This window comes from Ramlibacter cellulosilyticus (assembly GCF_014297465.1).
GTDB classification, from domain to species: domain Bacteria; phylum Pseudomonadota; class Gammaproteobacteria; order Burkholderiales; family Burkholderiaceae_C; genus Ramlibacter; species Ramlibacter cellulosilyticus.
In genome coordinates, this window is the sequence record NZ_JACORT010000001.1 from 552422 (window position 1) to 575610 (window position 23189).

The window sequence follows — 23189 nt, forward strand, 5'->3', positions numbered from 1 at the left end:
GGGCTCAGGCCGCCCGCCGGGTGCGCGCCGATTTCGCGGGCGTGCGGCTGCGGGTGGTGGTGGTCTTGCTGGCGGTGCTGCGCTTGCGCGGCTTGGCGGCCGCGACGGCGTGCTCCTCCGACTTGTGCGAGCGCTTCGCAGTGGCCGTGGACCGGCCCCCGCTGCTGCCGCTGCGGGTGGACGCCGGCGCCGCGGCCTTGGCGCCGCCCTTGAGGCTGCGGCGCAGCAGCTCGGTGAGGTCGATGACGTCGGCGCCCTGTTTCTCGGGCGCCTCTTCCAGCGGCTCGACCTGCGCCGTGTCGCCCGCCTTCGCCTTGCGTTCCACCAGCTTCATGATGGCGTCGTGGAAGTTGTCGCGGAACTCCTGCGCGCTCCAGTGGCCGCTCATGTCGGCGATGAGGCTGCGCGCCATCTTCAGTTCGGCGTCCTTGATGCCGGTCTTGCCTTCCGAGGGCAGCGGCAGGTCTTCCCAGGAGCGGATCTCGCCGCCCCAGCGCAGCAGGTTCAGCACCAGCGCCGGCCCGCAGGGCAGGAGCACGGCCAGGTGCTGCTTGCTGTGGATCACCACGCGGGCCAGTCCCGCCTTGCCGGTTTCCTTCAGCGCTTCGCGCAGCAGCTTGTAGACCTTCTCGCCCTTGTTGATCGGGGCGGTGTAGTACGGCTTCTCGAGGTACACGAACGGCACCTCGGAGATGTCGACGAAGGCCTCGATCTCGATCGTCTGCGTGGTGCGCGGATAGGCCTCGGCGATCTCGTCCGGGGAGAGCACGACGTAGTTGCCCTTGCCGTACTCCACGCCCTTGACGACGTCCTCCTTGTCGATCTCCTTGCCGGTGCGCTTGTTGATGCGCTTGTAGCCGACCGGGTCCAGCGTGCGCCGGTCCAGCCAGTCGAAGTTGACGTCGCTTTCCTCGGTCGCCGAGTACAGGCCGATGGGGATGTGCACCAGCCCGAAGGTGATCGCGCCCTTCCACAGGGAGCGCGTCGACGTCCTGGCCATGCCTTGGGTGTCTGCCATGTTGCGTGCAAATGTTTCGGCCAGTTTGCGAATGTGCACGGCCGTGCACTGTCGGACGCGCCCCGTGCGTCCTGTAGGCGCGTGCCCACTGCGCGGCGGGCGCCCCGGAAAAGCAGACGCCGGCGAGGCGGGGGAGCCTGGCCGGCGTGGCGGAGGGGTTCGGACGGGGGCCGCGGGTCCGTCACCGGACGGCCGCGTCCCGGGCCGGGTCAGGCGCGGGGGGCGTCTGCAGCGGCGGCAGCGGCGCGCGCGTGGCGCTTCTTGCCCGCGGCACGGGCTTCCTCGCTGGTGAATTCGTGGGCGTGGCCGCTCTGGTGGGCCGCGCGGCCACCCAGGCTGGCGATCTCGCGCTGGCGCTGCGGGTCCATTGCAGCGAAACCGCGCAGGGACTTCTTCGGAGCGGGCTTGACGTTGTCGGTGTCGTGGGCGGTTTGGGAATCCATGGGGTCCTCGTCTAGGTTGGTCTCACGAAAGTGGGCAGGCGCCCGTGTCCAGGGTGTGCGCTGCCGGCTAAGGGGAGTCAGGTCAACGCAACGGCAGAGTCTGTTCGCTTTGCACGCCGCGTCTTGTAGGACGATGCCTCTAGCTATGTCGGTGCCCTCCTGCGGGCGCGCGGGGCATGCAGGAAGCTGCGATGGGCGATCGCCTAGACTCGCGGCCATGAAATCGGAGACCCTGCCGGCGCCCACGTTCTCGGAGGCCCACTGGGTGGAAGGGGAACTCGTTCGCGGCCTCATGCGCACGCAGCGCCAGGCGCAGTGGTTGTCCCTCGTGCTCATGGCGGTGATCGTCGGCGTGCTGTGGGCCGACGTGTCTCCCGCGTGGCTCGCCGCGTGGGTCCTGCTCGGACTCGGGGTCGCCGCGTGGCGCTGGTGGATCCTGCGTCGCTACCAGCGCGAGGTGGTACACCAGGGTACCGACGAACACCTGGCGTTCTTCCGGCGCTATCGCCTCTTCTGGCCGGCGTCCGCGCTCGCGTGGGGCATCACGACCCTCCTGTACTTCGACCGGTCCTCGCTGGCCGACCAGTTCATCTGCTGGCTGACGATGGCGGGCCTCGCGATGATCGCGGCGAACAGCCTCTCCAGCCAGCTCGCGACGATGCGCGGGTACATCGACACCATGGCGGTCACGGCGCTCGCCGTCATGGCCTGGCGCATGGGCGTGGAGTTGCGGCTGCAAGGGCCTTCGTACCACTGGTGGCTGGTGGTGCTGCTGCTGGTGTTCTGGCAGGTGCTGCGGCACGCGGGCCAGCAACTGCACGAGACGCACAGGCGCAACTTCGAGCTGCAGTTCCGCAATTCGCAGCTGATCGAGTCCCTGACGCGCCAGACGCAGGCGGCGCTGGACGCGGTGGAGATCAAGAACCGCTTTCTCGCGAGCGCCGCGCACGACATCCGGCAGCCGGTGCACGCGCTGGGCCTCTACGCGGACTGGCTCGGGACCGAGCCGGAGCTGGTGCACGAACTCGCGCCCAAGATCGTGGAGTCCACCAAGGCGGTCAACCAGCTGTTCGACTCCCTGTTCGACCTCGCGCGACTGGATTCCGGCAAGGTGCGCCTGAACATCGAACCGGTGGACGTGGCCAAGCTGCTGCGCGACCTGGAAGTGCAGTACCGGCCGCTGTGCGAGGCCAAGGGCCTGCAGTTCCGCATGCGCGTGCGGCCCGGGACGGCGCAGTCGGACCCGATCCTGCTGCAGCGGATCGTCGGCAACCTGATCTCGAACGCGGTGAAGTACACCCAGCGGGGAGGCGTGCTCGTCGCCTCGCGCGTCACCGCGCAGGGCCTGCGGGTGGACGTGTGGGACACGGGCGTCGGGATTGCGCCGGTGCACCAGCGCGAGATCTTCCGCGAGTTCTACAAGGTGCCCACGCATGCGGGCACCGAGGACGGCTTCGGCCTGGGGCTCTACATCGTGGGCCGGCTCACGCACATCCTGGGGCACCCGCTGACGCTGCAGTCGCGTCCGGGGCGGGGGAGCGTGTTCCGGCTGCTGCTGCTGCCCACCGATGCGCGCGCCGCGGCGGAGCGCACCATGAGCTCGCTCGCGCAGATGACGCCGCCGCGGGAGTGAGGGTCAGGCCCCCAGCAGGCCGTGCGTGCGCGCGTAGTGGATCGTCTGCGTGCGGCTCTTCACGCCGAGGCGGCGGAACAGGCGCCACAGGTGCACCTTCACCGTGTGCTCGCTGATCCCGAGTTCGTCGGCGATCTCGCGGTTGGAGAGGCCGCGATCGAGCATCACGATCAGCTGCTTCTGCCGCTTGGACAGCTTGCTGTCCGTGGGGGCGAGCTCCTCGAACTGGCCGTCGGCGGACAGCAGCGCGCGCAGCGCGTTGCCGATCTCCTGGCCGCCCGAGGACTTCTCGATGTAGATGTCGGCGCCGGCTTCGATGCACGCTTCCTCCGCGTCCGCGGCGGGCGATGCGGACAGCACCGCCAGCGGCGTTTCGGGGAAGCGCTTCTTCAGTTCGTGCACGCCGGAGGTGCCGGTGGTGTCGGGAAGCTTCAGGTCCAGCGTGATCAGGTCGGGCACGCCGTGCTGGCGCACCGCGGCCTCGACGCCGCCCAGGCGATCGAGTTCGACGACTTCGGCGCCGGGACGCATCCGGCGCAGCAGCATCACGACGGCCTCGCGCATGAGCGGATGGTCGTCGATGACGTAGAGGGTCATATTGCGAGGTTTTCTGTCAGGGAACGATAAGCAAGCATAGCGCTTTCGCCATGCAGACGTCCGTGCTAATTCCTTAGTTCCCGGATTCCGCCAGTTCCCGCAGCGCCGCGACGACCTGCCCGGCATCGACGCCGTCGGCCGTGGCGGCGGGCAGCCCCGGCGGCAGCGCCTGCGCAGCCTTGAGGCCCGCGATGCATTGCCCGGCCTCCTTCGGCGAGGCGAAGCCGCTGCTTTGCAGCAGCAGGCGTCCCTGCGCGTCGACGAACTTGAAGTAGAACAGGCCGTCGCTCTCGCGGTACTGCTTGAAGCTGGGCAAGGCCGCCTTCGCCTTCTCCTTCTTCGCGCCGCCGGCCAGCGTCGCGAGGTTGCGCAGGCCCACCGCCTCGCGCAGCTCGCGCATCAGCGGCGTCGCGCGTTGCCGCGCCTTGGCCGCGCCGGCCTGGAGGATGCGCTCGAGTTCTTCCGGATGGTTCACCAGGTGCTCGTAGCGCGCGCGCATGGGCGCGATCTCGGCGTCGATGCGATCGAACAGCATCTGCTTCGCGTCGGACCAGGCGATGCCCGCCGCATACTGCTGGCGCAGCTTCTGCGTTTCCTCCGGCGTGGCGAAGGCCTGGTAGATCTGGAACAGCGCGGAGCCTTCCGTCTCCTTGGGCTCGCCGGGCGCGCGCGAGTCGGTCACGATCGAGAAGATCTGCTTGCGCACCTGCTCGCGCGGCGCGAACAGGCCGATCACGTTGTCGTAGCTCTTGCTCATTTTCCGGCCGTCCAGGCCGGGGAGCAGCGCCACCGATTCGTCGACCTGCGCCTCGGGCAGCACGAGGTGCTCCCCATAGAGGTGGTTGTAGCTCTGCGCCATGTCGCGCGCCATCTCCAGGTGCTGCACCTGGTCGCGGCCCACCGGCACCTTGTGCGCCTTGAACATCAGGATGTCCGCGGCCATGAGCACGGGGTACATGAACAGGCCCATGGTCACCTCGGCATCGACGTCGACGCCCGCGGCCGTGTTCTTGTCCACCTGCGCCTTGTACGCGTGCGCGCGATTGAGCACGCCCTTGCCGGTGACGCAGGTGAGCAGCCAGGTGAGCTCGGTGATCTCGGGGATGTCGGACTGGCGGTAGAAGAAGACCTGCTCCGGGTCCAGCCCCGCCGCGACCCAGCACGCGGCGATCTCCAGCGTGGAGCGCTGGATGCGCGCCGGCTCGTCGCACTTGATCAGCGCGTGGTAGTCGGCGAGGAAGTAGAAGTTCTCGGTGCCGGCGCGGCGGCTCGCCTGCACGGCGGGGCGGATCGCGCCGACGTAGTTGCCCAGGTGGGGCGTGCCGGTCGTGGTGATGCCGGTGAGATAGCGGACGACGGAGGCGCTCATGCGGGTCAGGACAGCAGGAATTGGAAGGGGGACAGGAGCCAGCCGAGAATGGTGTAGCCGACGGAGATGAGCGGGCTGAGCCAGAACGTGCTCACGATGCCCGCGAGCACCAGGCCCAGCACGATGAAGAAGCCCCACGGCTCGATGCGCGAGAAGGCGTAGGCCTGCCGCGGCGGCAGCAGGCCGACCAGCACGCGGCCGCCATCGAGCGGCGGCAGCGGGAACAGGTTGAAGGCCCACATCACCAGGTTCACCAGCACGCCGGCCTTGGCCATCAGCAGGAAGAAGCGCTCGTTGATGCCGAAGGCCGTGAGCAGCGTGAACACCAGCGCCCACAGGATGGCCTGCACGAAGTTGGAGAGCGGCCCCGCGAGGGCCACCCAGATCATGTCGCGCTTGGGGTGCCGCAGGTGAGCGAAGTTCACCGGCACCGGCTTCGCGTAGCCGAAGAGGAAGGCGCCCGAGGTCGCGAAGTACAGCATCAGCGGCATCAGGATGGTCCCGATGGGGTCGATGTGCTTGATCGGGTTGAGCGTGACGCGCCCCATCATCGCCGCGGTGTTGTCGCCGAAGTGGCGCGCCACGTAGCCGTGCGCCGCCTCGTGCACGGTGATCGCGAAGAGCACCGGCAGCGCGTAGATCAGGACGGTCTGGATCAGGTTGTTGAAGTCCACCCGCCCATTGTCTCAGACCGGTTCAGAGGCCCAGGACCGAAGGGTCGCCGCGGCCCGGGCGCACCAGCACGGGATCGCCGCCCGTGTCCATCGGCGTGAGGTCGACGACCGTCGTGGGCTGGTCCGGGCAGGGGCCGGAGCCGATCACCGCATCGAGCACTTTCTGGAAGCGTTCGCGGATCTGGTCGGGGTCGTTCAGGGGCTCGTGGTCGTCGGGGCCCATGAGCGTCGTCGCGAGCAGCGGCGCGCCGTGCGCCTCCAGCAGCGCCTGCAGGGCGCGGTGGTCCGGCACGCGCAGGCCGATGGTCTTGCGCTGCGGGTGGCTCACGCGCCGCGGCACCTCGCGCGTGGCATCGAGGATGAAGGTGTACGGCCCCGGCGTCGCCGACTTCAGCAGCCGGTACTGGCGGTTGTCGACGCGGGCATAGTTCGACAGCTCGCTCAGGTCGCGGCACAGGAGGGTGAGGTGGTACTTGTCGTCGATCCGGCGGATCTGCCGCAGCCGGTCGGCGGCCGCCTTGTCGTCCAGGTGGCAGGCGATCGCATAGCTCGAATCGGTGGGCACGGCCACGACGCCTCCGCCCGCGATCACGGCCACCGCCTGCTTCAGCAGGCGGGGCTGCGGGTTCTCCGGATGCAGTTCGAAGTATTGCGCCATGGTCAGTTAACTCTGAAAAATCGCCAGAGGCGATTTTTCAGAGTTGCCTAATCAGTGCGAAGAGGACCGGCAGAGCCGGATCCTCTTCGCAAGTGGGATCGCGCTGCATGTTATTCCGCGCAATCCTCGAAACACCGAATCAATCCCGCGCAGCGGCACGTGGACCGGACGGAGCATCGCGCAGGCCGGTCCGCCTTGAGGAGGGGATCCGGCTTTGCCGGGCCCCTCCTCACCATTCAGGCCACTGAAAAATCCGCTTCAGCGGATTTTCAGTGAAGGGCTTCAGGGGGCCGCGCGCCGCTCACGCACCGTGAGCCAGGCGCCGGCCGCGCCGCAAACCGCGATCATGACGATCCCGGCGAGGGACAGGTGGTCCGGCACGTGCGAAAACACGAGGAACCCGCCGAGCATGGCGAAGGCGATCTGGCTGTAGAGATAGGGCGTCAGCGTGGCGGCGGGCGCTCGGTAGTACGCCAGGATGAGCGCGAAATGGCCGATCGTGGCCATCAGTCCCATGAAGCACATGCCGGCCCACAGCCACGGGTCCGGGACCTGGGTCCACACGAAAGGGACCAGCACCGAAGCGACCAGCGTCCCCGTCCAGCCCGTGTACAGGTGCATGGTGACGGGGTCTTCCGTGCGCGCCAGCTTGCTGGTCAGCACCTGGAACCAGGCATTGCTGGCCACGAGCGCCAGCGGCAGCAGGCTGCTCCAGCCGAAGCTGCCGTGGCCCGGCCGGATGATGACGAGCGTCCCCAGGAAGCCGCCCGCCACCAGCACCCAGCGCAGCGGCGTCACCGCCTCCTTGAGCAGCGTGGCGGCCAGCAGCGTGATGGCCAGCGGCGTGATCATGACGATGGCCGTGAATTCGCCGACCGGCAGGTAGCGCAGCGACAGGAAGGCGAGGAAGCTGCTCGTGAGCAGCAGCAGCCCGCGCACGACCTGCCATGCCAGGTGGCGGGTGCGCCAGATGCGCCAGCCGCGCTGCGGCAGCACGAGGGCGGTGGTGGCGACCGCCTGGAACAGGTAGCGGAACCACAGCGCCATGAGCAGCGGCACCGAGGCGCTGACCCACTTGGTGGTGGTGTCCAGCGCCGCGAAGCAGGCGCTGGCGCCGATGACGAGCGCGATGCCCGCGAGCGCGTGCGGCTTGCGAAGGGCGGGGGCGGCGGTCTCCGCCGTCACTGGATGCGGTCGGCCAGCAGCTCCCACACCGGCGTCAGGTCGCCCGGCAGGTAGGGCAGCTGGCCCAGGTCGGTGTGGCTCTCGTCCGGGCTGTGGAAGTCGCTGCCGCGCGATGCGGCGAGGCCGAACTCCTTGGCCGTCGCCGCGTACTTCACGTATTCCGCGCTCGTGTGGCTGCCGGTGACGACCTCCACGGCGCGCCCGCCGTGCGCCTTGAACTCGCTGAAGAGCGCGTACTCCTCGTTGGCCGTGAACTTGTAGCGGGCGGGGTGGGCGATGACGGCCATGCCGCCGGCATCCGTGATCCACTGCACGGCGTGCTTCAGTGAGGCCCAGCGGTGCGGCACGTAGCCCGGCTTGCCCTCGACGAGGTAACGGCGGAACACCTCGGGGGTGTCCTTGCACACGCCCGTCTCCACCAGGAAGCGCGCGAAGTGCGTGCGCGAGATGAGCTCGGGGTTGCCGACGTACTTGAGGGCGCCTTCGTAGGCGTCCTTGATGCCCACCTGGGCCAGGCCGGCCGCGATCTCGTGGGCGCGGGCGCCGCGGCCGCCGCGGGTCTCCTCGAGCCCGCGCTTCATCTGCGGGTCGTCGGGGTCGAAGCCGAGGCCGACGATGTGCACCGTCTCGCCCGCGAAGGTGACGGAGATCTCGGTGCCCGTGAGATAGCGCATGCCGTGCTCGCGCGCCGCGGCGGCGGCGCGGTGCTGGCCGCCGATCTCGTCGTGGTCCGTCAGCGCCCAGAGCTCCACGCCGTTGGCCGCGGCGCGCGCCGCCAGCACCTCCGGCTGCAGCGTGCCGTCGGAGACCACGGAGTGGCAGTGGAGGTCGGCGTTGAGGATGGACACGGACCGATTCTATCGACGAGGTCCCGGCCTGCGCCGGGACGGGTGCATTCACTGAGCACGGGTCAGTTCAATGCACCCGCTTCCTTGCGGATGTCGTGCGTCGTGGACAGGGCGGTGGTGATCGCGATCTCCAGCCCGCGCACGAGCTCCTGCAGCCGCATGGAGGGCTGGCCCTGCTCCGGCAGCCACGGTACATGGATCAATCCGCCCCGCACGCCCTGCCATTCGGGCCGGGCGAGCAGGTGCATCAGGCCGTAGAAGGTCTGGTTGCAGACGAAGGTGCCGGCCGTCTGCGACACCTCCGCGCGCACGCCGGCATCGAGCAGCGCCTTCAGCATCGCCTTGATCGGCAGGCTGGTGAAGTAGGCGGCCGGGCCGTCGGGGACGATGGGGACGTCGATGGGCTTGGCGCCCACGTTGTCCGGGATGCGTGCATCGTTCACGTTGATGGCCACCCGTTCCAGCGAAATCGCCGGGCGGCCCCCCGCCTGGCCGGTACAGATCACGAGGCGGGGCCGGTGCTGCTCCATGAGTGCCTGCAGGCGCCCGAGGGAGGTGCCGAAGACGGTGGGGATTTCACCGCCGACGATGCGGTGGCCGGCGATCTCCCGCCCGTTCAGGGCATGGATGGCATCCCAGCTGGGGTTGACGGCGCTCCCGCCGAAGGGATCGAACCCGGTAACCAATACGGACGAAGGACTACGAACGGCTGTGCTTGGGGGCGATAGCATCGAACCACTCTACAGCACGGAGAACGACCATGCGCTGGGAAGGCAACCGGGAATCATCCAACGTCGAAGACATGCGCGGCGGCGGCGGCGGCGGCTTCGGCCTCGGCGGCGGCACGATCGGCATCGGCACGCTCGTCATCGCGCTCGTGGGCGGCGCGCTGCTGGGCGTCAATCCACTCACGCTCCTGGGCATGATGACGGGCGGCGGCCAGGTCACCCAGCAGCAGGGCCCCGCGCCCGCGCCGCCGGCCAACGACCAGGAGGCGAAGTTCGTCTCCACCGTCCTCGCCGACACCGAGGACGTGTGGACGGAGCTCTTCAAGCAGGGCGGCGCCACCTACCAGGACCCGAAGCTGGTCCTCTTCCGCGGCGCCGTGCGCACGGCTTGCGGTGCGGGCCAGGCGGCGATGGGGCCGTTCTACTGTCCCGCCGACCAGAAGGTCTACATCGACCTGAGCTTCTACGACACGCTCAAGTCCCGCCTGGGCGCGCCCGGCGACTTCGCGCAGGCGTACGTGATCGCGCACGAGGTGGGCCACCACGTGCAGCAGGAACTGGGCATCACCGAACAGGTCGACCGCGCCCGGGCGCGCGCTTCGCAGGCCGAGGGCAACGCGATGAGCGTGCGGCTGGAACTGCAGGCCGACTGCTTCGCCGGCGTCTGGGCCCACCATGCCCAGCGTGCGCGCAACGTCCTGGAGCAGGGCGACATCGAGGAAGCGATGAACGCCGCCCAGAAAATCGGCGACGACGCCCTGCAGCAGGCCTCCGGCCGCGCGGTGGTGCCGGAAAGCTTCACGCACGGCACGAGCGCGCAGCGCCAGAAGTGGTTCTCCACCGGGCTGCAGACGGGCAGCGTGAAGTCGTGCGATACGTTCAGCGCGCGGAGTCTCTGAAGACGGACATCCGAACGCAAAGGGCGCAAAGGTTTCGCAAAGGACGCAAAAAATCCAAGGGAAAACCTTCGAGGTCTTCTTTTGCGTCCTTTGCGTATCTTTTGCGCTCTTTGCGTTCGGATGTCCGCCCCCGCTTTCTGACCTCCGGCACGCTTTTTGCGGCAGTGCGACAATACGAGGTTGATGTCCGAATCCGCCTTTTCCAAACTGAACCTGGCCGAGCCCCTGGCGCGGGCCGTTGCCGAGATGGGCTACGAGTCCATGACGCCCATCCAGGCGCAGGCGATCCCCGTCGTCCTCACCGGCAAGGACGTGATGGGCGCCGCGCAGACCGGCACCGGCAAGACGGCTGCCTTCTCGCTGCCCCTGCTGCAACGCCTGCTGAAGCACGAGAACGCCTCCACCTCGCCCGCGCGGCACCCCGTCCGGGCGCTGGTGCTGCTGCCCACGCGCGAGCTCGCGGACCAGGTGGCCCAGCAGGTCAAGCTCTATGCCAAGCACACCAACCTGCGCAGCGCGGTGGTGTTCGGCGGCATGGACATGAAGCCGCAGACGGCCGAACTGAAGCGCGGCGTCGAGGTCCTGGTCGCCACGCCGGGCCGCCTCCTGGACCACATCGAGGCCAAGAACGCCGTCCTGAACCAGGTGGAGTACGTGGTGCTGGACGAAGCGGACCGCATGCTGGACATCGGCTTCCTGCCGGACCTGCAGCGCATCCTGTCGTACCTGCCCAAGCAGCGCACCACGCTCCTGTTCTCCGCGACCTTCTCGCCCGAGATCAAGCGGCTGGCCGCGAGCTACCTGCAGGACCCGGTGACCATCGAGGTCTCCCGGCCCAACACGACGGCCTCCACCGTCGAACAGCACTTCTACAGCGTGCCGGAGGACGACAAGCGCCGCGCGCTGCGCCAGGTCGTGCGCCAGCGCGGGATCACGCAGGCCTTCGTGTTCGTCAACAGCAAGCTCGGTTGCGCGCGCCTCGCGCGTTCGCTGGAGCGTGAAGGCCTCAAGACGACGGCGCTGCACGGCGACAAGAGCCAGGACGAGCGCCTGAAGGCGCTGGACGCCTTCAAGAAGGGGGAAGTGGACCTGCTGGTGGCCACCGACGTCGCCGCGCGCGGCCTGGACATCAAGGACGTGCCGGCGGTGTTCAACTTCGACGTGCCCTTCAACGCCGAGGACTACGTGCACCGCATCGGCCGCACCGGCCGCGCCGGCGCTTCCGGCCTGGCGGTCACGCTGGTGTCGCCCGGCGACGGTCGCCTGGTGGGCGACCTCGAGAAGCTGCTGAAGCGCAAGCTCGAGATCGAGCCGATCGAGTTCGAGGAGGATCGTCCGCGCGGCCGCATCAACGACGGCCGCCGCGCCTGGCGCGAGCAGGACGACGAGGACCGCCCGCAGCGCTCCTGGGACGAGCGCCGCCGCGAGTCGCGCGCCGCGCCGGCACCCAAGGACCCCTTCTTCGACCAGCCTTACCAGCCGCCCGCGCGCGAGGAAGTGCCCGCGTGGGAAGCCAACGCGAAGCCGGCCAGCAGCCGCGTCTCGGCGAACATCAAGACGAAGCGCAAGGTGGCGGCGCTGTTCAAGTCCACGACTTGAACGGGCGTGGTGCTGGGGTGCACTTCGTGCAACCCAGCCTACGTTGGCTGCGTGCGTTCGTAGGCTGGGTTGCGCGAAGCGCACCCCAGCGATCCGCCTCTACTCCCCCGGCGCCTGCGCCTGCTCGCACTTCTCCTGAATGAGCTCGTGCCGTCCATCCGCGGACAGCTTCAGCGCGCTCAGGCACCCGCCCCACACGCAGCCCGTATCCAGCGCGATGAGGTCCGGCCGCCGCAGGTAGCCCAGCGTCGACCAGTGCCCGAACGCGATGGGCACGCCCGCCGTCTTGCGCCCCGGCACGTCGAACCACGCGAGCATGCCGGGCGGCGCCTGGTCCAGGCGGCCGGACGCCTTCAGGTCCATCGCGCCTTCCGGCGTGCAGAAGCGCAGGCGCGTGAGCGCGTTCACGATCACGCGCAGCCGGTCCGCGCCGGTGAGCGCGTCGTCCCAGCGATCCGGCTGGTTGCCCCACATGCGCGCAAGGAAGCCGGGCAGGTCCGGCCCGCGCAGCACCGCCTCCACTTCACTCGCCAGCGCCAGCGCCTGCCGCACGTCCCAGGACGGCAGCACGCCGCCGTGCACCAGCAGCACGCCGTGCGCCAGCAGCGCCATCGAGCGGTGCCGCAGCCAGTCCAGCATCGCCTCGCGGTCCGGCGCCTGCAGGATGTCGTCCATCGTGTCGTTGCGGTGCGGCGCGCGGTGCCCGTGCGCCACCGCGAGCAGGCTCAGGTCGTGGTTGCCCAGGAGGCAGTGCGCCGCGTCGCCGTATGCCATCAGCCGCCGCAGGACCGCCGCGGAGGACGGCCCGCGGTTCACGAGGTCCCCGAGCAGGTACAGCGTGTCGCGGCTCGGGGAGAAGCCGATCTTCGCGAGGAGGCGCGCGAGGGGCGCGTCGCAGCCCTGGATGTCGCCGACGAGGTAGGACGCCATCGCTTCAGCGCTGCGAGCGGTACGGCGTGCTGGAACGCGCCACGCGGTCGGCCCACGCGGGCTGGTACAGCTCCAGCATGCGCACGACGGAGCGCAGCGCGAGCGGCGTCGCCAGCACGGGGCCGAGGATGATCCGCCGCACCATCTGCTCCAGGCGCAGCTGCGTGGACGTCCCGAGCGCGTCGGTGGTGAAGCGCAGGCGCGGCTCGATGCCGCGCGAGCCGATGGCGTAGTGCAGCTGCTGCGTGAACAGCCCTTCGCGGTCCAGCTCGCGCAGGTAGACGATGCGCCACTCGCGCTCCTCGTGGAAGCCGCGGTGCTTCGTGAACAGCGCGAACAGCTTGATGCGCTCGAACAGCGCATCGGCCGCGGCCTTCATCTGCGTGACCGGACCGCCCGCGCGCTGCAATGCGTGCGCGAACTGCTGCAGCTTGCGGTCCATCCACGCCTCGCTCGCTTCGTACGAGAGGTACTGCACCTGCCGCACCAGCAGCGGGGAGCGCGCCGCGAGCAGCGGGCCCATGTCGAACACGATCGCGACGCCGTTGCCGTCGCCGCCGTAGCCTCGCCACATGGACAGCAGCCCGTCGTCGCCGATCTCGTCGTCGTGCTCGGAGCAGCTGAAGACGTACACGTCGAACGCCGAGTCGCTGTCGAACGCGGAATACAGCTCGTCGAAGGCATCGAGCAGGGCGTTGTAGTGCGTCGGCGGGCAGGCCTCGCGCAGCCCCGTGTGGCTGCGCACCGCGTGCAGGCCCAGGTTCATGCCGTAGCGGAGCTCGTCCACGTCGTTCATGTACAGCGGGTTGGAGAACCAGATCTCGCCGGTCTGCGCGATGCGCTCCAGGGTGCCGATGGAGGTGTAGTGGGCCAGCAGCGGCAGCGCGCCGGGCGCGGGCTCGTGCTGCATGTCGGACCAGAGCACCGGGCGGAGGGTTTCGTCGGGCACGGGTGGCTTGGGATAAAGTGCGTTGCTCCGATTCTGTCCCGATTCATGGATTTCCTGCTGATCGCACTGCTCACGCTGCTCAACGGCCTCTTCGCGATGTCCGAGATGGCGCTGGCCTCCACCCGGCGCGCGCGCCTGGCGTCGATGGCCGAGGCAGGCGACGGCGGTGCGCAGGCGGCGCTGAAGCTGCTGGACCAGCCGACGCAGTTCCTGTCCACGGTGCAGGTGGGCATCACGTCCATCGGCGTGATCAACGGCATCATCGGCGAGGCCGCGTTCAGCGAAGGGCTCGCCATGAGCCTGCGCGAATGGGGCGTTCCGGCCAAGGCCTCGGGCATCGCCGCCACCGCGATCGTCGTGGCCATCATCACCTACGTCACGATCATCTTCGGCGAGCTGGTGCCCAAGCGCATCGGCCAGATCTACCCCGAGCAGATCTCGCGCGCCGTCGCGCGGCCCATGCGCTGGCTCTCCAGGGCCGCGGGCCCGTTCGTCAGGGTGCTGTCCGCCTCCACGCAGGCGATCCTGAAGGTGCTCGCCATCGACACGCGCGCCCGCGCCGTGACCGAGGAGGAGATCCAGCACAGCCTGGAGGAAGGCGTGGAAGCCGGCGTGATCGAGGAGCACGAGCACCAGATGGTGCGCAACGTGTTCCACCTCGACGACCGCCCGCTCACCTCGATGATGGTGCCGCGCGGCGACGTGCAGTGGCTCGATGCCTCCACCAGCGTGCGCGAGGCGCTCGCGCGCGCGGGCGAGGGGGATGCGCACTCCTGGTACCCCGTGTGCCGCAACTCGCTCGACGACGTCGTGGGCGTCGTGAGCGTCTCGCGCCTCATCTCCCTGGGGCCCTCGCACGAAGGGCCGATCGAGCCGCATGCCGTGCCCGCCCCGTTCGTGCCGGAGACGCTCAGCGGCATGGAGCTGCTGGAGCAGTTCCGCATCCAGGCCGCGCGCCTGGTGTTCGTCGTCGACGAATACGGCATCGTGCAGGGCCTCATCACGCCGCACGACCTGCTGGAGGCGATCACCGGCGAGCTGCAGCCCGCGCAGCAGGACGAGGCCTGGGCCACGCAGCGCGAGGACGGCTCCTGGCTGCTGGACGGCCTGATGCCCGTGTCCGAACTCAAGGCACGGCTGGAGATCCGCGACCTGCCCGAGGAGGACAAGGGCCGCTACAACACGCTGGCCGGCCTGCTGATGGCCGTGTCCGGCCGCCTGCCGGCGCCCGGCGAGCGCATCGACTGCGGCGACTGGGTGTTCGAGGTGGTGGACCTGGATGGCCGCCGCATCGACAAGGTGCTGGCGCAGGCCGTGCCCGAACCCGCGGATGCGGCGGCGGGCGACTGAGGACGCGAGGAGGGACGAGATGGCGCAACCGGCTTACTACGAACGACCCGTGCTGCTCGATCGCGAGCGGCATCGCCGCCGGCGCGTGAAGCCGGCCACCGGCTTCGGCTTCGCGCGCAAGACGCACTCGGTGGCCCTCGCCGCCGCGGAATTCGGCGAAGCCGCCAAGGAGTACGCGATCGTCTTCACCCGCACGGCGGGAGGCCCGGTGGTGCCGGTGGCGCTGCTCGGGCTGCGTGCCGGCGAGAACCTCTTCGTCGACGCGCAGCAAGCCTGGGACGCGCGCTACGTCCCTGCGTTCGTGCGCCGCTATCCCTTCGTGCTGGCGGAGATGCCGGGCCAGTCGCTCGCCGTGTGCGTGGACGAGGCCTTCGCGGGCTGGAACATCGAGGAGGGCGAGGCGCTCTTCGACGAGCAGGGGCAGGAGACGCCCTTCCTGAAGAACGCGCTGGAGTTCCTCACCCGCTACCAGCGCGAGCACGTGCGCACGCTCGCCTTCTGCGAACGGCTGGAGCAGGACGGCCTGCTGAAGGAAATGAACGCGCAGGCGAAGCTGACCGACGGGCGCGCCTTCACCATCGACGGCCTGATGGTCGTCGACGAGCAGAAGCTGCTGGCGCTGCCCGACGCGGCGGCGCTGTCCCTGTTCCGCAGCGGCGAGCTGCACCTCGTCTCGATGCACCTGGCATCGCTGTCCAACCTGCAGCGGCTGGTGGACCGGATGGCGGAGCGCAAGAGCACGATCGAGCCCGCGCCCCAGCCGGCGTCCTAGGAGCTCAGGCGGCGCGTGCCTCGCGGCCGGCGAACCGGGCGGGGTCGATCACTTCCAGCGCGCCTTCCTGCACCAGCTTCATCAGCAGCTTGTCCAGCTGCTGCGGCGCCATGCGGCAGCGCGCGAGCAGGTACTGGCGGTTCACCGGCTGGTGGCTCATCACCGAGAGCACGCGGTAGATGTCCGCGGTGCGCCCGTCCTCCGGCAGCTGCGGCCACGACTTCATGCGGAAGATGAGGTCGGCACCCGGCCGCCGGTGCAGGCCGGTGGCGGGAGCGGTGGGTTGGAAGGGGCTGCCGGGAGCTTCCTTGCGCTTGGCTCCGAACAACCCGCGAAGCGACAATGTGAGCATGCCAACAGTGTCACCCATGGATGAGCACTGCCCGCTAGGTGTTTGGCGCCGCGCGTTCTAGTCCGATTTCCTACGTGCTACGACAGAGCTCTCGCCGTGGCGAAGCCGAGCGCGGTGAGCAGCAAGGAACCGGCGAGGTGCGTCCCGGCCACGAGCAAGGCGGGCAGCAGCCGGCCATCGTGGAGGTGAGCGACGACTTCGGCGGAGAAGGTGGAGAAGGTGGTGAGGCCGCCCAGCAGGCCGGTCACCAGGAACAGGCGCAGCTCCGCGGGCAATTCAGGATGTTGCGCCAGCCATCCCAGCACCAGGCCGATCGCATAGCCGCCCGCAAGGTTCGCGATCAGCGTGCCCAGGGGCAGCGCGGGCCACAGCGGATTGAAGCGCACCGCCAGCACCCAGCGCAGGAGCGCACCCACTGCGGCGCCGGCGCCGACCGCGAGCACCGACAGCAGCGGGACGCCGCTCACGCGGGCGTGTCCTCGGCGATGCGATAGCCGACGCCGCGCACGGTCTGGATCACGCCGTCGCCGAGCTTGCGGCGCAGGTGGTGCACGTGCACTTCGACGGCGCCGCCGTCGCTCACGCGGTTGCCGCTGCGCGCCTGGATGTCGGCGCGGCTCAGCGCCTTCGGACGGTCTTCCAGCAGCGCCAGCAGCACGGCGAATTCCTGCTCGGTGAGTTCCACCGCCTGGCCGGCCCGCTGCACGAACCGGCTGGTCGGGTCCACCACGATGTCGCGCCAGCTGATCTGGCCGGCGGAGATCGTCGTGCGGCGCCTCAGCAGGGCCCGCAGCACCGCGCCGACTTCCTCGAGGTGCACCGGCTTGATGATGTAGCCGTCGGCACCGAGGTCCAGCGCGCTGAGGCGCGAGCGCAGCTGCGAACGGGCGGAGATCACGAGCACGGGTGTCTTCGGGTCCGGCCACAGGCCGGCCGGGGCCCGCCTGAGCTTCTGCAGCAGGTCGGTGCCTTCGCCATCGGGAAGGCTCAGGTCCAGCAGCACGAAGTCGAAAGGCCCTTCGCGCAAGGCGTTCCATGCGGACTCGAGGTCCTCGCGGACCTCGGCCTGCCATTGGTGGCGCCGCACGAGCCCCGAGAGGGCGGCGGCAGTGGTGGGGTCATCCTCGACGATCAGTGCGCGCGTCACATCCCCGAGGATAGACGATGCACGGCAGCAGCCGTGTTACCGCGGGCTCAGGCGGAGAGCTCGGGCTTCAGTTCCGTGGCGGGGATGATGCCCTGGTCGCCGTCTTCGTAGATCAGGTACGCGGCGTTGCCCATCATGCGCCAGCAGGCCTGGAAGCGCTGGCCCTGGAACATCGCGGAGGCGGCGCGGAACTGTTCGGCCATGCCGGGCTCGAGGCGGCTGATCACCAGCTCGCTCTTGCAGGAATCTTCCGAGAGGCGGACCGAGTCGTCGCCCTGGCGGGCGATGAGGTCCTGGGAGAAGGCAGGCGCCGCGGCGAAGGCGGCAAAGGCAGCGCAGAAGACGACGGCTTTCATGTTGGACTCCACGGTTCTTCGGTTGAGCGCATCGCCAGCTACGGGATGAAGACTGAAGGTCTGCGCTACGTGGGAGCCATGGTGGGGCCGGGGCGAAAACCACCCTGTAGGAAAGGCGGCGTGCGAACCGTCCTCCAAGTCCGTGCAAGAGCCTAGTCCGCAGGGCTGCCTGCGCCGTGGAGCCGTCCTGCGCGTGCCACAGCCGTTTGGCGGCCGCGACGCGCGCGCGGAAGATTCACGCGCCGGCGTTCTCCACCTGCAGCACGCCGCGGCGGATCTGGTCGCGCTCCAGCGATTCGAACAGCGCCTTGAAGTTGCCGTTGCCGAAGCCGTCGTCGCCTTCGCGCTGGATGAACTCGAAGAACACCGGGCCCAGCAGCGTCTCGCTGAAGATCTGCAGCAGCAGGCGCGGCTTGCCGGTGGACGTATCGCCATCGAGCAGGATGCCGCGCGCCTGCAGTTCGGGCACCGGCTGGCCGTGGCCCGGCAGGCGCTCTTCGAGCATCTCGTAGTAGATGTCGTTGGGCGCCGTCATGAGCGGCACGCCCGCCATCTGCAGCTGGTCCACCGTCTCGCGCAGGTTGTCCGTGAGCAGGGCGACGTGCTGGATGCCTTCGCCGCTGAACTTCATCAGGAACTCCTCGATCTGGCCCGAGGTCTTGCCCGACTCCTCGTTCAGCGGGATGCGGATGAGGCCGTCCGGCGCGGTCATCGCCTTGGACGTGAGGCCCGTGTACTCGCCCTTGATGTCGAAGTAGCGGATCTCGCGGAAGTTGAACAGCTTCTCGTAGAACGCCGCCCAGTGCGCCATGCGGCCGCGGTAGACGTTGTGCGTGAGGTGGTCCACCACCTTCAGGCCCACGCCCCTGGGATGGCGCTCCACCCCGGGCAGCCATTCGAAGTCGATGTCGTAGATGGACTTGCCGTCCTCGAAGCGGTCGATCAGGTACAGCGGCGCGCCGCCGATGCCCTTGATGGCCGGCAGGCGCAGTTCCATCGGACCGGTCGGGATCTCGATCGGCTGTGCGCCGAGCTCCAGCGCGCGCTCGTAGGCCTTGTGCGAATCGCGCACGCGGAAGGCGAGGGCGCACGCGGACGGGCCGTGCTCCGCGGCGAAGTAGCCGGCGAAGCTCTTGGGCTCGCGGTTGACGATGAAGTTGATGTCGCCCTGGCGGTACAGCAGCACGTCCTTGGAGCGGTGCTTCGCGACGAGGGTGAAGCCCATCTTCTCGAAGAGGGGCTCCAGGACGTTGGGGGTCGGCGAGGCGAATTCGACGAACTCGAATCCGCACAGGCCCATGGGGTTGTCGAACAGATCAGCCATTGGGAACTCCTGCAAGAGGGAAGAACCACGCGCGGTGCGCGTGCCCTGGGTTCCCGCCCGCGCGGGAACGACGGCCTAGGCAGGAGGCGCGCCCGGGATCCCCCGCACGCTGCGCGCGAGGTGGTCACCGATGAAGAGGGCGAAGCCGGGCATCACGCGCCGAGTCTAAACCCTTTGCGGCCCGGATGCGCCGGGTCCTGACGTGCGTCAAGGTGCGCGGCCGGGGCAAGGCCATCATCGGACCATGGCCGCCCTGTCCCTCCCGCACCACCCGCAACGCCTGGCGGACGACGCCCAGGGGCTCGCCACCGGCACGCTGCTGGCCGCGTTCGGCGTGTTCCTGATGCAGCAGGCGGGCCTGGTGCCCGGCGGCACGGTCGGCATCGCGCTGCTGCTGCACTATGCGAGCGGCGTGGACCTCGGGGCCACGCTCTTCCTCGTCAACCTGCCGTTCTACGCGCTGGCCTGGCTGCGCCTGGGCAAGGCGTTCACGGTGCGCACGCTGCTCGCGGTGAGCCTGCTCGCGGCGCTCTCGTGGTGGCTGCCGCGCGCGATCGCCGTCCAGCAGGTGGACGGGGTGCTCGCCGCGGTGCTGGGCGGCCTGCTGTGCGGCGTCGGCATGCTGATCCTGTTCCGGCACGGGGCGAGCCTCGGCGGCCTCAACGTGCTGGTGCTGCGGCTGCAGGATCGCTTCGGGTGGTCCACCGGCAAGGTGCAGCTCGCGTTCGACGCAATGATCGTGCTCGCGGGCGCCTGGTTCGCGGGCGACCTGCGGCGCTTCGCCCTCTCGGTGCTCGCGGTCGGCATGCTGAACCTGGTCCTGGTCTGGAACCACCGCCGGACGCGCTAGTGCCGAGCGGGTAGCATCCGCTCCCATGCGCATCCTCCTGGTCGAAGACGACAAGGTGCTGGCCGACGCGCTCGCGCGCGCGCTGGTGCAGTCCGCCCATGCGGTGGACCACGTCGCCACCGGCGAGGAGGCCGACCGCGCGCTGGCGCTGGGCATCTACGACCTCGCGATCCTGGACATCGGCCTGCCCGGCCTCTCGGGCCTGGAAGTCCTCAAGCGGCTGCGCGGGCGCAAGTCCACCATGCCGGTGCTGATGCTCACCGCCTTCGACACCACCGAGGACCAGGTGCGCGGGCTCGACCTCGGCGCCGACGACTACCTGTCCAAGCCTTTCGACCTGCCCGTGCTCGAGGCGCGCGTGCGCGCGCTGCTGCGGCGCGGCAGCAATTCCACGCCTTACCTCGAACACGGCCTGCTGAAGTTCGACACGGTGGGCCGCCGCGTCTTCTACGACAAGAAGCCGCTGGAACTGTCGCCGCGCGAGCTCGCCGTGCTGGAGTTGCTGCTGATGCGCGAAGGCCGCGTGGTCAGCAAGGAGCAGCTCGTGAACCACCTCTATGGCTGGGGCGACGAGGTCGGCGACAACGCGATCGAGGTCTACGTCTACCGCCTGCGGCGCAAGCTCGAGCCGCTGGGATGCGAGATCCGCACCGTGCGCGGCATGGGCTACCTGATGGAGCGGGGCGATGCGCAAGACTGAGCCGCGCCTGCAGCGCAAGCTGCTCGCGTGGCTGCTGGGGCCCCTGCTGGTGCTGCTGGTGCTGGACACCGCCGCCGCCTACTGGGTGTCGCAGCGCTTCGCCAACCTCGCATACGACCGCGCGCTGCACGAGATCGCGCGCGAGATCGTCCTGCACGTGCACCAGCAGGACGGCCAGCCCCGCCTGCAACTGTCCGATGCCGCCGCCGACATCCTGCTGATGGATGCGCAGGACCGCCTCTTCTACCGCGTCGATGCCGCGGACGGCACCCTGCTCGGTGGCGACGCGACCATCCGCAAGGCGGCGTCGCCGGGCACGGACCCGCGCTTCTACGAAGACGAATTCCACGGCGAGCCGGTGCGCATGATCGCCGCCCGCATGCCGATCGGCGAAACGGCGGGCGGCCCGCTCGTCACCGTGCAGGTGGCCGAGACCCTGAACAAGCGTTCGCGCCTCGCGTTCGAGATGGTCGCCAACGTGGTGCTGCCGCAGCTGCTGCTGATCGTCATGGCGACGCTGGTGGTGTGGTTCGGCGTGTCGCGCGGGCTGGAGCCCCTGCAGCGCCTGCGCCGTGCCGTGGCCGGGCGCTCGCACCTGGACCTGAGCCCGATCGACACGCACGACGTGCCCGGCGAGGTGCGTCCGCTGGTCGACGAGGTCAACGAACTCATGGCGCGCCTCGGCAAGACCTTCGACTTCCAGAACCGCTTCGTCGCCGACGCCGCGCACCAGCTGAAGACGCCGGTGAGCGGCCTGAAGGCGCAGATCGAGCTCGCGCTGCGCGAGAACGATCCCGAGCGCGTGCGCCATTCGCTGGCCCAGCTTTACATCAGCGCGGACCGGCTCTCGCGCCTGGTCCGCCAGCTGCTCTCGCTGGCGCGCAACGAACCGGGTGCGCTGGACACCGTGCAGCTGCAACCGCTGGACCTCCACGCCTTCGCGCTGGAGGTGAGCATGGACTGGGTGCCGCACGCCATCAAGCGCAACATCGACCTCGGCTTCGAAGGCGTGGAGCACCCCCTCACGATCGCCGCGGACCAGGACCGCCTGCGCGAGTTGATCAACAACCTCATCGACAACGCGATCCGCTACAGCCAGGAGGGCGGCCGCGTCACCGTGCGCACGAGCCGCGAAGCCGACGGCCAGTGCAAGCTGGCGATCAGCGACGACGGCCGCAGCATCCCGGTGGAGGAACGCGCGCGCATCTTCGAGCGCTTCCACCGCCTGCTCGGCACGCAGGAGGACGGCAGCGGCCTCGGCCTCGCCATCGTGAGCGAGATCGCCACGCTGCACGGCGCACGCATCAGCCTGGAGGAGGACATCGACGGGGTCGGCAACACCTTCAGCGTCTTTTTCCAGCCATCGGAAGACGAGCGCGCGACTGTAAGCGGGCTGAAAGCTGCCGTCTAGGAGCCTGTCAGCCCAGCCTCGTAGCCTCGGTGCATTCGGGACGGCGACGTCCCGGGAGCCCTTTTTCGCTTACGAGGAGACACCATGGCATTTCTCAGTTCGCCGGAGTTCTGGATCGCTCTCGGCCAGATCATCCTGATCAACATCGTGCTGTCCGGCGACAACGCCGTCGTGATCGCGCTGGCCTGCCGTTCGCTGCCGCCCAAGCAGCAGAAGAACGCCATCATCTTCGGCTCCGTCGGCGCGATCGTGCTGCGCGTGATCCTCACCTTCTTCGCGGTGTACCTGCTGACGCTGCCCTACCTCAAGCTGATCGGCGCGGCGCTGCTGCTGTGGATCGGCATCGGCCTGCTCAAGGGCGACGACGAAGACGAGGAGATCGAGGGCAACTCGGGCCTCGCCGCCGCGATCAAGACCATCATCATCGCGGACCTCGTGATGAGCCTGGACAACGTGATCGGCGTGGCCGCCGCCGCCAAGGGCAACGTGCCGCTGCTGGTGCTGGGCCTCGTCATCAGCATCCCGCTGATCATCTTCGGCAGCCAGATCATCCTGAAGCTGATGGCGCGCTTCCCGGTCATCATCACCGCCGGCGCCGCGCTGCTGGGCTGGGTGGCAGGCGAAATGGCCATCGGCGACCCCGCCGTCAAGGGCTACATCGAGAACATCCACTGGCTGCACTACGCCGCGCCGCTCGCGGGTGCCGTGATCGTGGTCCTGGTGGGCAAGTGGCTCGCGAGCCGCGGCGGTCACGCCGAAGAAGGCCGCGCCGCCGACCAACCGGCTGCCTGAGCGCACCATGCGGCAGCTGCTCGTTGCCGTGGATCCCCACAGCCCGGCGCGCACGCGCTCGGCGGTGGAATCCGCCGTCCGGATCTGGCGCGAGGAATTCGTCGCCATCCGGCTGGTGCGGGTGCAGCCCCGCCTGACGGGGCACGTGGCGATGTTCTTCGGCACGCGGGAGCTGCAGGCGATGCAGCTGGAACAGGGTGCCGAGGAACTGAAGTTCGCCCAGGGCCTGCTCGACGTGGCCGGCGTCCCGTACACCAGCACCGTGCTGATCGGCCGCAGCGCCGAGACCATCGCCCAGGCCGCACGCGAGTTCGGCTGCGACCGCATCCTCTTCGGCGACGAAGGCCCGAGCCTCGCAGGCAAGGTCTTCGGTTCGCTGGCGGAACAGGTGCGGCACTTGCTCGGTCCGGGCAATGCGTACCAGGTGATCGGGTCGTAGGACCAAGAACCCCAACATCCGAACGCAGAGGACGCAAAGGTTACGCAAAGGCCGCAAAAGAACATCCTGCAAGGGGTTCCTCTTCCTTTTGCGTCCTTTGCGATTCCTTTGCGCCCTTTGCGTTCGGATGTCCGCTCCCTCTCGGGTCAATCCCGCCCCTCGCCTG

General features: G+C 69.1%; 26 protein-coding genes. 10 read left to right on the forward strand and 16 right to left on the reverse strand.

Translation table 11 applies throughout. The features are described 5' to 3' along the window. Positions 1-4: 4 nt before the first annotated feature. Both ku and H8N03_RS02710 read right to left on the reverse strand, forming a co-directional pair. Positions 5-1018: a non-homologous end joining protein Ku gene (ku, locus tag H8N03_RS02705; protein WP_187074575.1), complete on the reverse strand. Its 1014-nt coding sequence runs from the start codon at positions 1016-1018 to the stop codon at positions 5-7. A 209-nt stretch (positions 1019-1227) separates the two neighbouring features. After that, positions 1228-1461, reverse strand: a complete 234-nt coding sequence (locus tag H8N03_RS02710) for a KGG domain-containing protein (RefSeq protein ID WP_187074576.1) — start codon at positions 1459-1461, stop codon at positions 1228-1230. 217 nt (positions 1462-1678) lie between these two features. On the opposite strand from H8N03_RS02710, the gene H8N03_RS02715 reads away from it, so the two are divergent. Beyond that, positions 1679-3094, forward strand: a complete 1416-nt coding sequence (locus H8N03_RS02715; protein ID WP_187074577.1) for a sensor histidine kinase — start codon at positions 1679-1681, stop codon at positions 3092-3094. 3 nt (positions 3095-3097) lie between these two features. Here H8N03_RS02715 and H8N03_RS02720 read toward each other — a convergent pair whose 3' ends face one another. The 7 genes from H8N03_RS02720 to pcp all read right to left on the reverse strand — a co-directional run bounded on the left by H8N03_RS02720 (position 3098) and on the right by pcp (position 9156). Beyond that, positions 3098-3691: a response regulator transcription factor gene (locus H8N03_RS02720; RefSeq protein WP_187074578.1), complete on the reverse strand. Its 594-nt coding sequence runs from the start codon at positions 3689-3691 to the stop codon at positions 3098-3100. Between the two features lie 73 nt (positions 3692-3764). Further along, a complete protein-coding gene (locus tag H8N03_RS02725) occupies positions 3765-5060 on the reverse strand; it encodes a tryptophan--tRNA ligase (RefSeq protein ID WP_187074579.1) in 1296 nt (431 codons plus the stop codon). Between the two features lie 5 nt (positions 5061-5065). Then, a complete protein-coding gene (locus H8N03_RS02730) occupies positions 5066-5734 on the reverse strand; it encodes a site-2 protease family protein (RefSeq protein WP_187074580.1) in 669 nt (222 codons plus the stop codon). A gap of 22 nt (positions 5735-5756) precedes the next feature. Next, a complete protein-coding gene (locus tag H8N03_RS02735; protein ID WP_187074581.1) occupies positions 5757-6392 on the reverse strand; it encodes an L-threonylcarbamoyladenylate synthase in 636 nt (211 codons plus the stop codon). 282 nt (positions 6393-6674) lie between these two features. Beyond that, on the reverse strand, positions 6675-7577 hold the full coding sequence (locus tag H8N03_RS02740; RefSeq protein ID WP_354005063.1) for a DMT family transporter: 903 nt from the start codon (positions 7575-7577) through the stop codon (positions 6675-6677). After that, positions 7574-8425, reverse strand: coding sequence for a 3',5'-nucleoside bisphosphate phosphatase (locus tag H8N03_RS02745; RefSeq protein ID WP_187074583.1), 852 nt, complete (start codon positions 8423-8425; stop codon positions 7574-7576). Before H8N03_RS02745 ends, H8N03_RS02740 begins: the two co-directional genes overlap by 4 nt. A 62-nt stretch (positions 8426-8487) precedes the next feature. Beyond that, positions 8488-9156 carry a pyroglutamyl-peptidase I gene (gene pcp / locus H8N03_RS02750; RefSeq protein WP_187074584.1) on the reverse strand — a complete coding sequence of 223 codons (669 nt, stop codon included), beginning with the start codon at positions 9154-9156 and terminating at the stop codon, positions 8488-8490. A 29-nt stretch (positions 9157-9185) separates the two neighbouring features. On the opposite strand from pcp, the gene ypfJ reads away from it, so the two are divergent. Together ypfJ and H8N03_RS02760 are read left to right on the forward strand one after the other, a co-directional pair. Continuing rightward, positions 9186-10052, forward strand: coding sequence for a KPN_02809 family neutral zinc metallopeptidase (ypfJ, locus tag H8N03_RS02755; protein ID WP_187074585.1), 867 nt, complete (start codon positions 9186-9188; stop codon positions 10050-10052). Positions 10053-10235: 183 nt separating this feature from the next. After that, positions 10236-11651: a DEAD/DEAH box helicase gene (locus H8N03_RS02760; RefSeq protein ID WP_187074586.1), complete on the forward strand. Its 1416-nt coding sequence runs from the start codon at positions 10236-10238 to the stop codon at positions 11649-11651. A 99-nt stretch (positions 11652-11750) separates the two neighbouring features. Here the strand turns inward: H8N03_RS02760 and H8N03_RS02765 are convergent, their stop codons facing one another. Both H8N03_RS02765 and H8N03_RS26585 read right to left on the reverse strand, forming a co-directional pair. Continuing rightward, a complete protein-coding gene (locus H8N03_RS02765; RefSeq protein WP_187074587.1) occupies positions 11751-12581 on the reverse strand; it encodes a symmetrical bis(5'-nucleosyl)-tetraphosphatase in 831 nt (276 codons plus the stop codon). 4 nt (positions 12582-12585) lie between these two features. Further along, the gene (locus H8N03_RS26585) at positions 12586-13530 is read right to left on the reverse strand and encodes a DUF2971 domain-containing protein (protein ID WP_187074588.1); all 945 of its coding nucleotides are present in this window, start codon (positions 13528-13530) and stop codon (positions 12586-12588) included. A gap of 45 nt (positions 13531-13575) precedes the next feature. Between H8N03_RS26585 and H8N03_RS02775 the strand changes: the two genes are divergently transcribed. Both H8N03_RS02775 and H8N03_RS02780 read left to right on the forward strand, forming a co-directional pair. Then, positions 13576-14880 carry a hemolysin family protein gene (locus H8N03_RS02775; protein ID WP_187074589.1) on the forward strand — a complete coding sequence of 435 codons (1305 nt, stop codon included), beginning with the start codon at positions 13576-13578 and terminating at the stop codon, positions 14878-14880. Positions 14881-14899: 19 nt separating this feature from the next. Continuing rightward, positions 14900-15652, forward strand: coding sequence for a SapC family protein (locus H8N03_RS02780; RefSeq protein ID WP_187074590.1), 753 nt, complete (start codon positions 14900-14902; stop codon positions 15650-15652). Positions 15653-15656: 4 nt separating this feature from the next. Here H8N03_RS02780 and H8N03_RS02785 read toward each other — a convergent pair whose 3' ends face one another. From H8N03_RS02785 to hppD, 5 genes are all read right to left on the reverse strand, one after another. Beyond that, a complete protein-coding gene (locus tag H8N03_RS02785) occupies positions 15657-16004 on the reverse strand; it encodes a hypothetical protein (RefSeq protein WP_187074591.1) in 348 nt (115 codons plus the stop codon). A gap of 77 nt (positions 16005-16081) precedes the next feature. Then, the gene (gene crcB / locus H8N03_RS02790) at positions 16082-16471 is read right to left on the reverse strand and encodes a fluoride efflux transporter CrcB (protein WP_354005064.1); all 390 of its coding nucleotides are present in this window, start codon (positions 16469-16471) and stop codon (positions 16082-16084) included. Beyond that, positions 16468-17151 carry a response regulator transcription factor gene (locus H8N03_RS02795; protein ID WP_354005065.1) on the reverse strand — a complete coding sequence of 228 codons (684 nt, stop codon included), beginning with the start codon at positions 17149-17151 and terminating at the stop codon, positions 16468-16470. Before H8N03_RS02795 ends, crcB begins: the two co-directional genes overlap by 4 nt. Before the next feature lie 47 nt (positions 17152-17198). Next, complete coding sequence (locus H8N03_RS02800) at positions 17199-17507, reverse strand: hypothetical protein (RefSeq protein WP_187074592.1); 309 nt, start codon at positions 17505-17507, stop codon at positions 17199-17201. 235 nt (positions 17508-17742) lie between these two features. Further along, the gene (gene hppD / locus H8N03_RS02805) at positions 17743-18831 is read right to left on the reverse strand and encodes a 4-hydroxyphenylpyruvate dioxygenase (protein ID WP_187074593.1); all 1089 of its coding nucleotides are present in this window, start codon (positions 18829-18831) and stop codon (positions 17743-17745) included. 244 nt (positions 18832-19075) lie between these two features. Between hppD and H8N03_RS02810 the strand changes: the two genes are divergently transcribed. The 5 genes from H8N03_RS02810 to H8N03_RS02830 all read left to right on the forward strand — a co-directional run bounded on the left by H8N03_RS02810 (position 19076) and on the right by H8N03_RS02830 (position 23023). Further along, positions 19076-19681 (forward strand): YitT family protein, encoded by a 606-nt coding sequence (locus H8N03_RS02810; RefSeq protein ID WP_187074594.1) that lies wholly within the window; start codon positions 19076-19078, stop codon positions 19679-19681. A 25-nt stretch (positions 19682-19706) separates the two neighbouring features. Next, positions 19707-20381: a response regulator transcription factor gene (locus tag H8N03_RS02815; protein WP_187074595.1), complete on the forward strand. Its 675-nt coding sequence runs from the start codon at positions 19707-19709 to the stop codon at positions 20379-20381. Then, the gene (locus H8N03_RS02820) at positions 20368-21792 is read left to right on the forward strand and encodes a sensor histidine kinase (RefSeq protein WP_187074596.1); all 1425 of its coding nucleotides are present in this window, start codon (positions 20368-20370) and stop codon (positions 21790-21792) included. Before H8N03_RS02815 ends, H8N03_RS02820 begins: the two co-directional genes overlap by 14 nt. Positions 21793-21876: 84 nt before the next feature. Then, complete coding sequence (locus H8N03_RS02825) at positions 21877-22584, forward strand: TerC family protein (protein ID WP_187074597.1); 708 nt, start codon at positions 21877-21879, stop codon at positions 22582-22584. 7 nt (positions 22585-22591) lie between these two features. Next, positions 22592-23023: a universal stress protein gene (locus tag H8N03_RS02830; protein ID WP_187074598.1), complete on the forward strand. Its 432-nt coding sequence runs from the start codon at positions 22592-22594 to the stop codon at positions 23021-23023. Positions 23024-23189 lie beyond the last annotated feature (166 nt).

Excerpts from the sequence above, each read along its gene's own strand:
- ku (WP_187074575.1), bottom strand. The coding sequence starts at position 1,018 with ATGGCAGACACCCAAGGCATGGCCAGGACGTCGACGCGCTCCCTGTGG.
- H8N03_RS02710 (WP_187074576.1), bottom strand. The coding sequence starts at position 1,461 with ATGGATTCCCAAACCGCCCACGACACCGACAACGTCAAGCCCGCTCCG.
- H8N03_RS02715 (WP_187074577.1), top strand. The coding sequence starts at position 1,679 with ATGAAATCGGAGACCCTGCCGGCGCCCACGTTCTCGGAGGCCCACTGG.
- H8N03_RS02720 (WP_187074578.1), bottom strand. The coding sequence starts at position 3,691 with ATGACCCTCTACGTCATCGACGACCATCCGCTCATGCGCGAGGCCGTC.
- H8N03_RS02725 (WP_187074579.1), bottom strand. The coding sequence starts at position 5,060 with ATGAGCGCCTCCGTCGTCCGCTATCTCACCGGCATCACCACGACCGGC.
- H8N03_RS02735 (WP_187074581.1), bottom strand. The coding sequence starts at position 6,392 with ATGGCGCAATACTTCGAACTGCATCCGGAGAACCCGCAGCCCCGCCTG.
- pcp (WP_187074584.1), bottom strand. The coding sequence starts at position 9,156 with ATGCTATCGCCCCCAAGCACAGCCGTTCGTAGTCCTTCGTCCGTATTG.
- ypfJ (WP_187074585.1), top strand. The coding sequence starts at position 9,186 with ATGCGCTGGGAAGGCAACCGGGAATCATCCAACGTCGAAGACATGCGC.
- H8N03_RS02760 (WP_187074586.1), top strand. The coding sequence starts at position 10,236 with ATGTCCGAATCCGCCTTTTCCAAACTGAACCTGGCCGAGCCCCTGGCG.
- H8N03_RS02765 (WP_187074587.1), bottom strand. The coding sequence starts at position 12,581 with ATGGCGTCCTACCTCGTCGGCGACATCCAGGGCTGCGACGCGCCCCTC.
- H8N03_RS02775 (WP_187074589.1), top strand. The coding sequence starts at position 13,576 with ATGGATTTCCTGCTGATCGCACTGCTCACGCTGCTCAACGGCCTCTTC.
- H8N03_RS02780 (WP_187074590.1), top strand. The coding sequence starts at position 14,900 with ATGGCGCAACCGGCTTACTACGAACGACCCGTGCTGCTCGATCGCGAG.
- H8N03_RS02785 (WP_187074591.1), bottom strand. The coding sequence starts at position 16,004 with ATGCTCACATTGTCGCTTCGCGGGTTGTTCGGAGCCAAGCGCAAGGAA.
- H8N03_RS02800 (WP_187074592.1), bottom strand. The coding sequence starts at position 17,507 with ATGAAAGCCGTCGTCTTCTGCGCTGCCTTTGCCGCCTTCGCCGCGGCG.
- hppD (WP_187074593.1), bottom strand. The coding sequence starts at position 18,831 with ATGGCTGATCTGTTCGACAACCCCATGGGCCTGTGCGGATTCGAGTTC.
- H8N03_RS02810 (WP_187074594.1), top strand. The coding sequence starts at position 19,076 with ATGGCCGCCCTGTCCCTCCCGCACCACCCGCAACGCCTGGCGGACGAC.
- H8N03_RS02815 (WP_187074595.1), top strand. The coding sequence starts at position 19,707 with ATGCGCATCCTCCTGGTCGAAGACGACAAGGTGCTGGCCGACGCGCTC.
- H8N03_RS02820 (WP_187074596.1), top strand. The coding sequence starts at position 20,368 with ATGCGCAAGACTGAGCCGCGCCTGCAGCGCAAGCTGCTCGCGTGGCTG.
- H8N03_RS02825 (WP_187074597.1), top strand. The coding sequence starts at position 21,877 with ATGGCATTTCTCAGTTCGCCGGAGTTCTGGATCGCTCTCGGCCAGATC.
- H8N03_RS02830 (WP_187074598.1), top strand. The coding sequence starts at position 22,592 with ATGCGGCAGCTGCTCGTTGCCGTGGATCCCCACAGCCCGGCGCGCACG.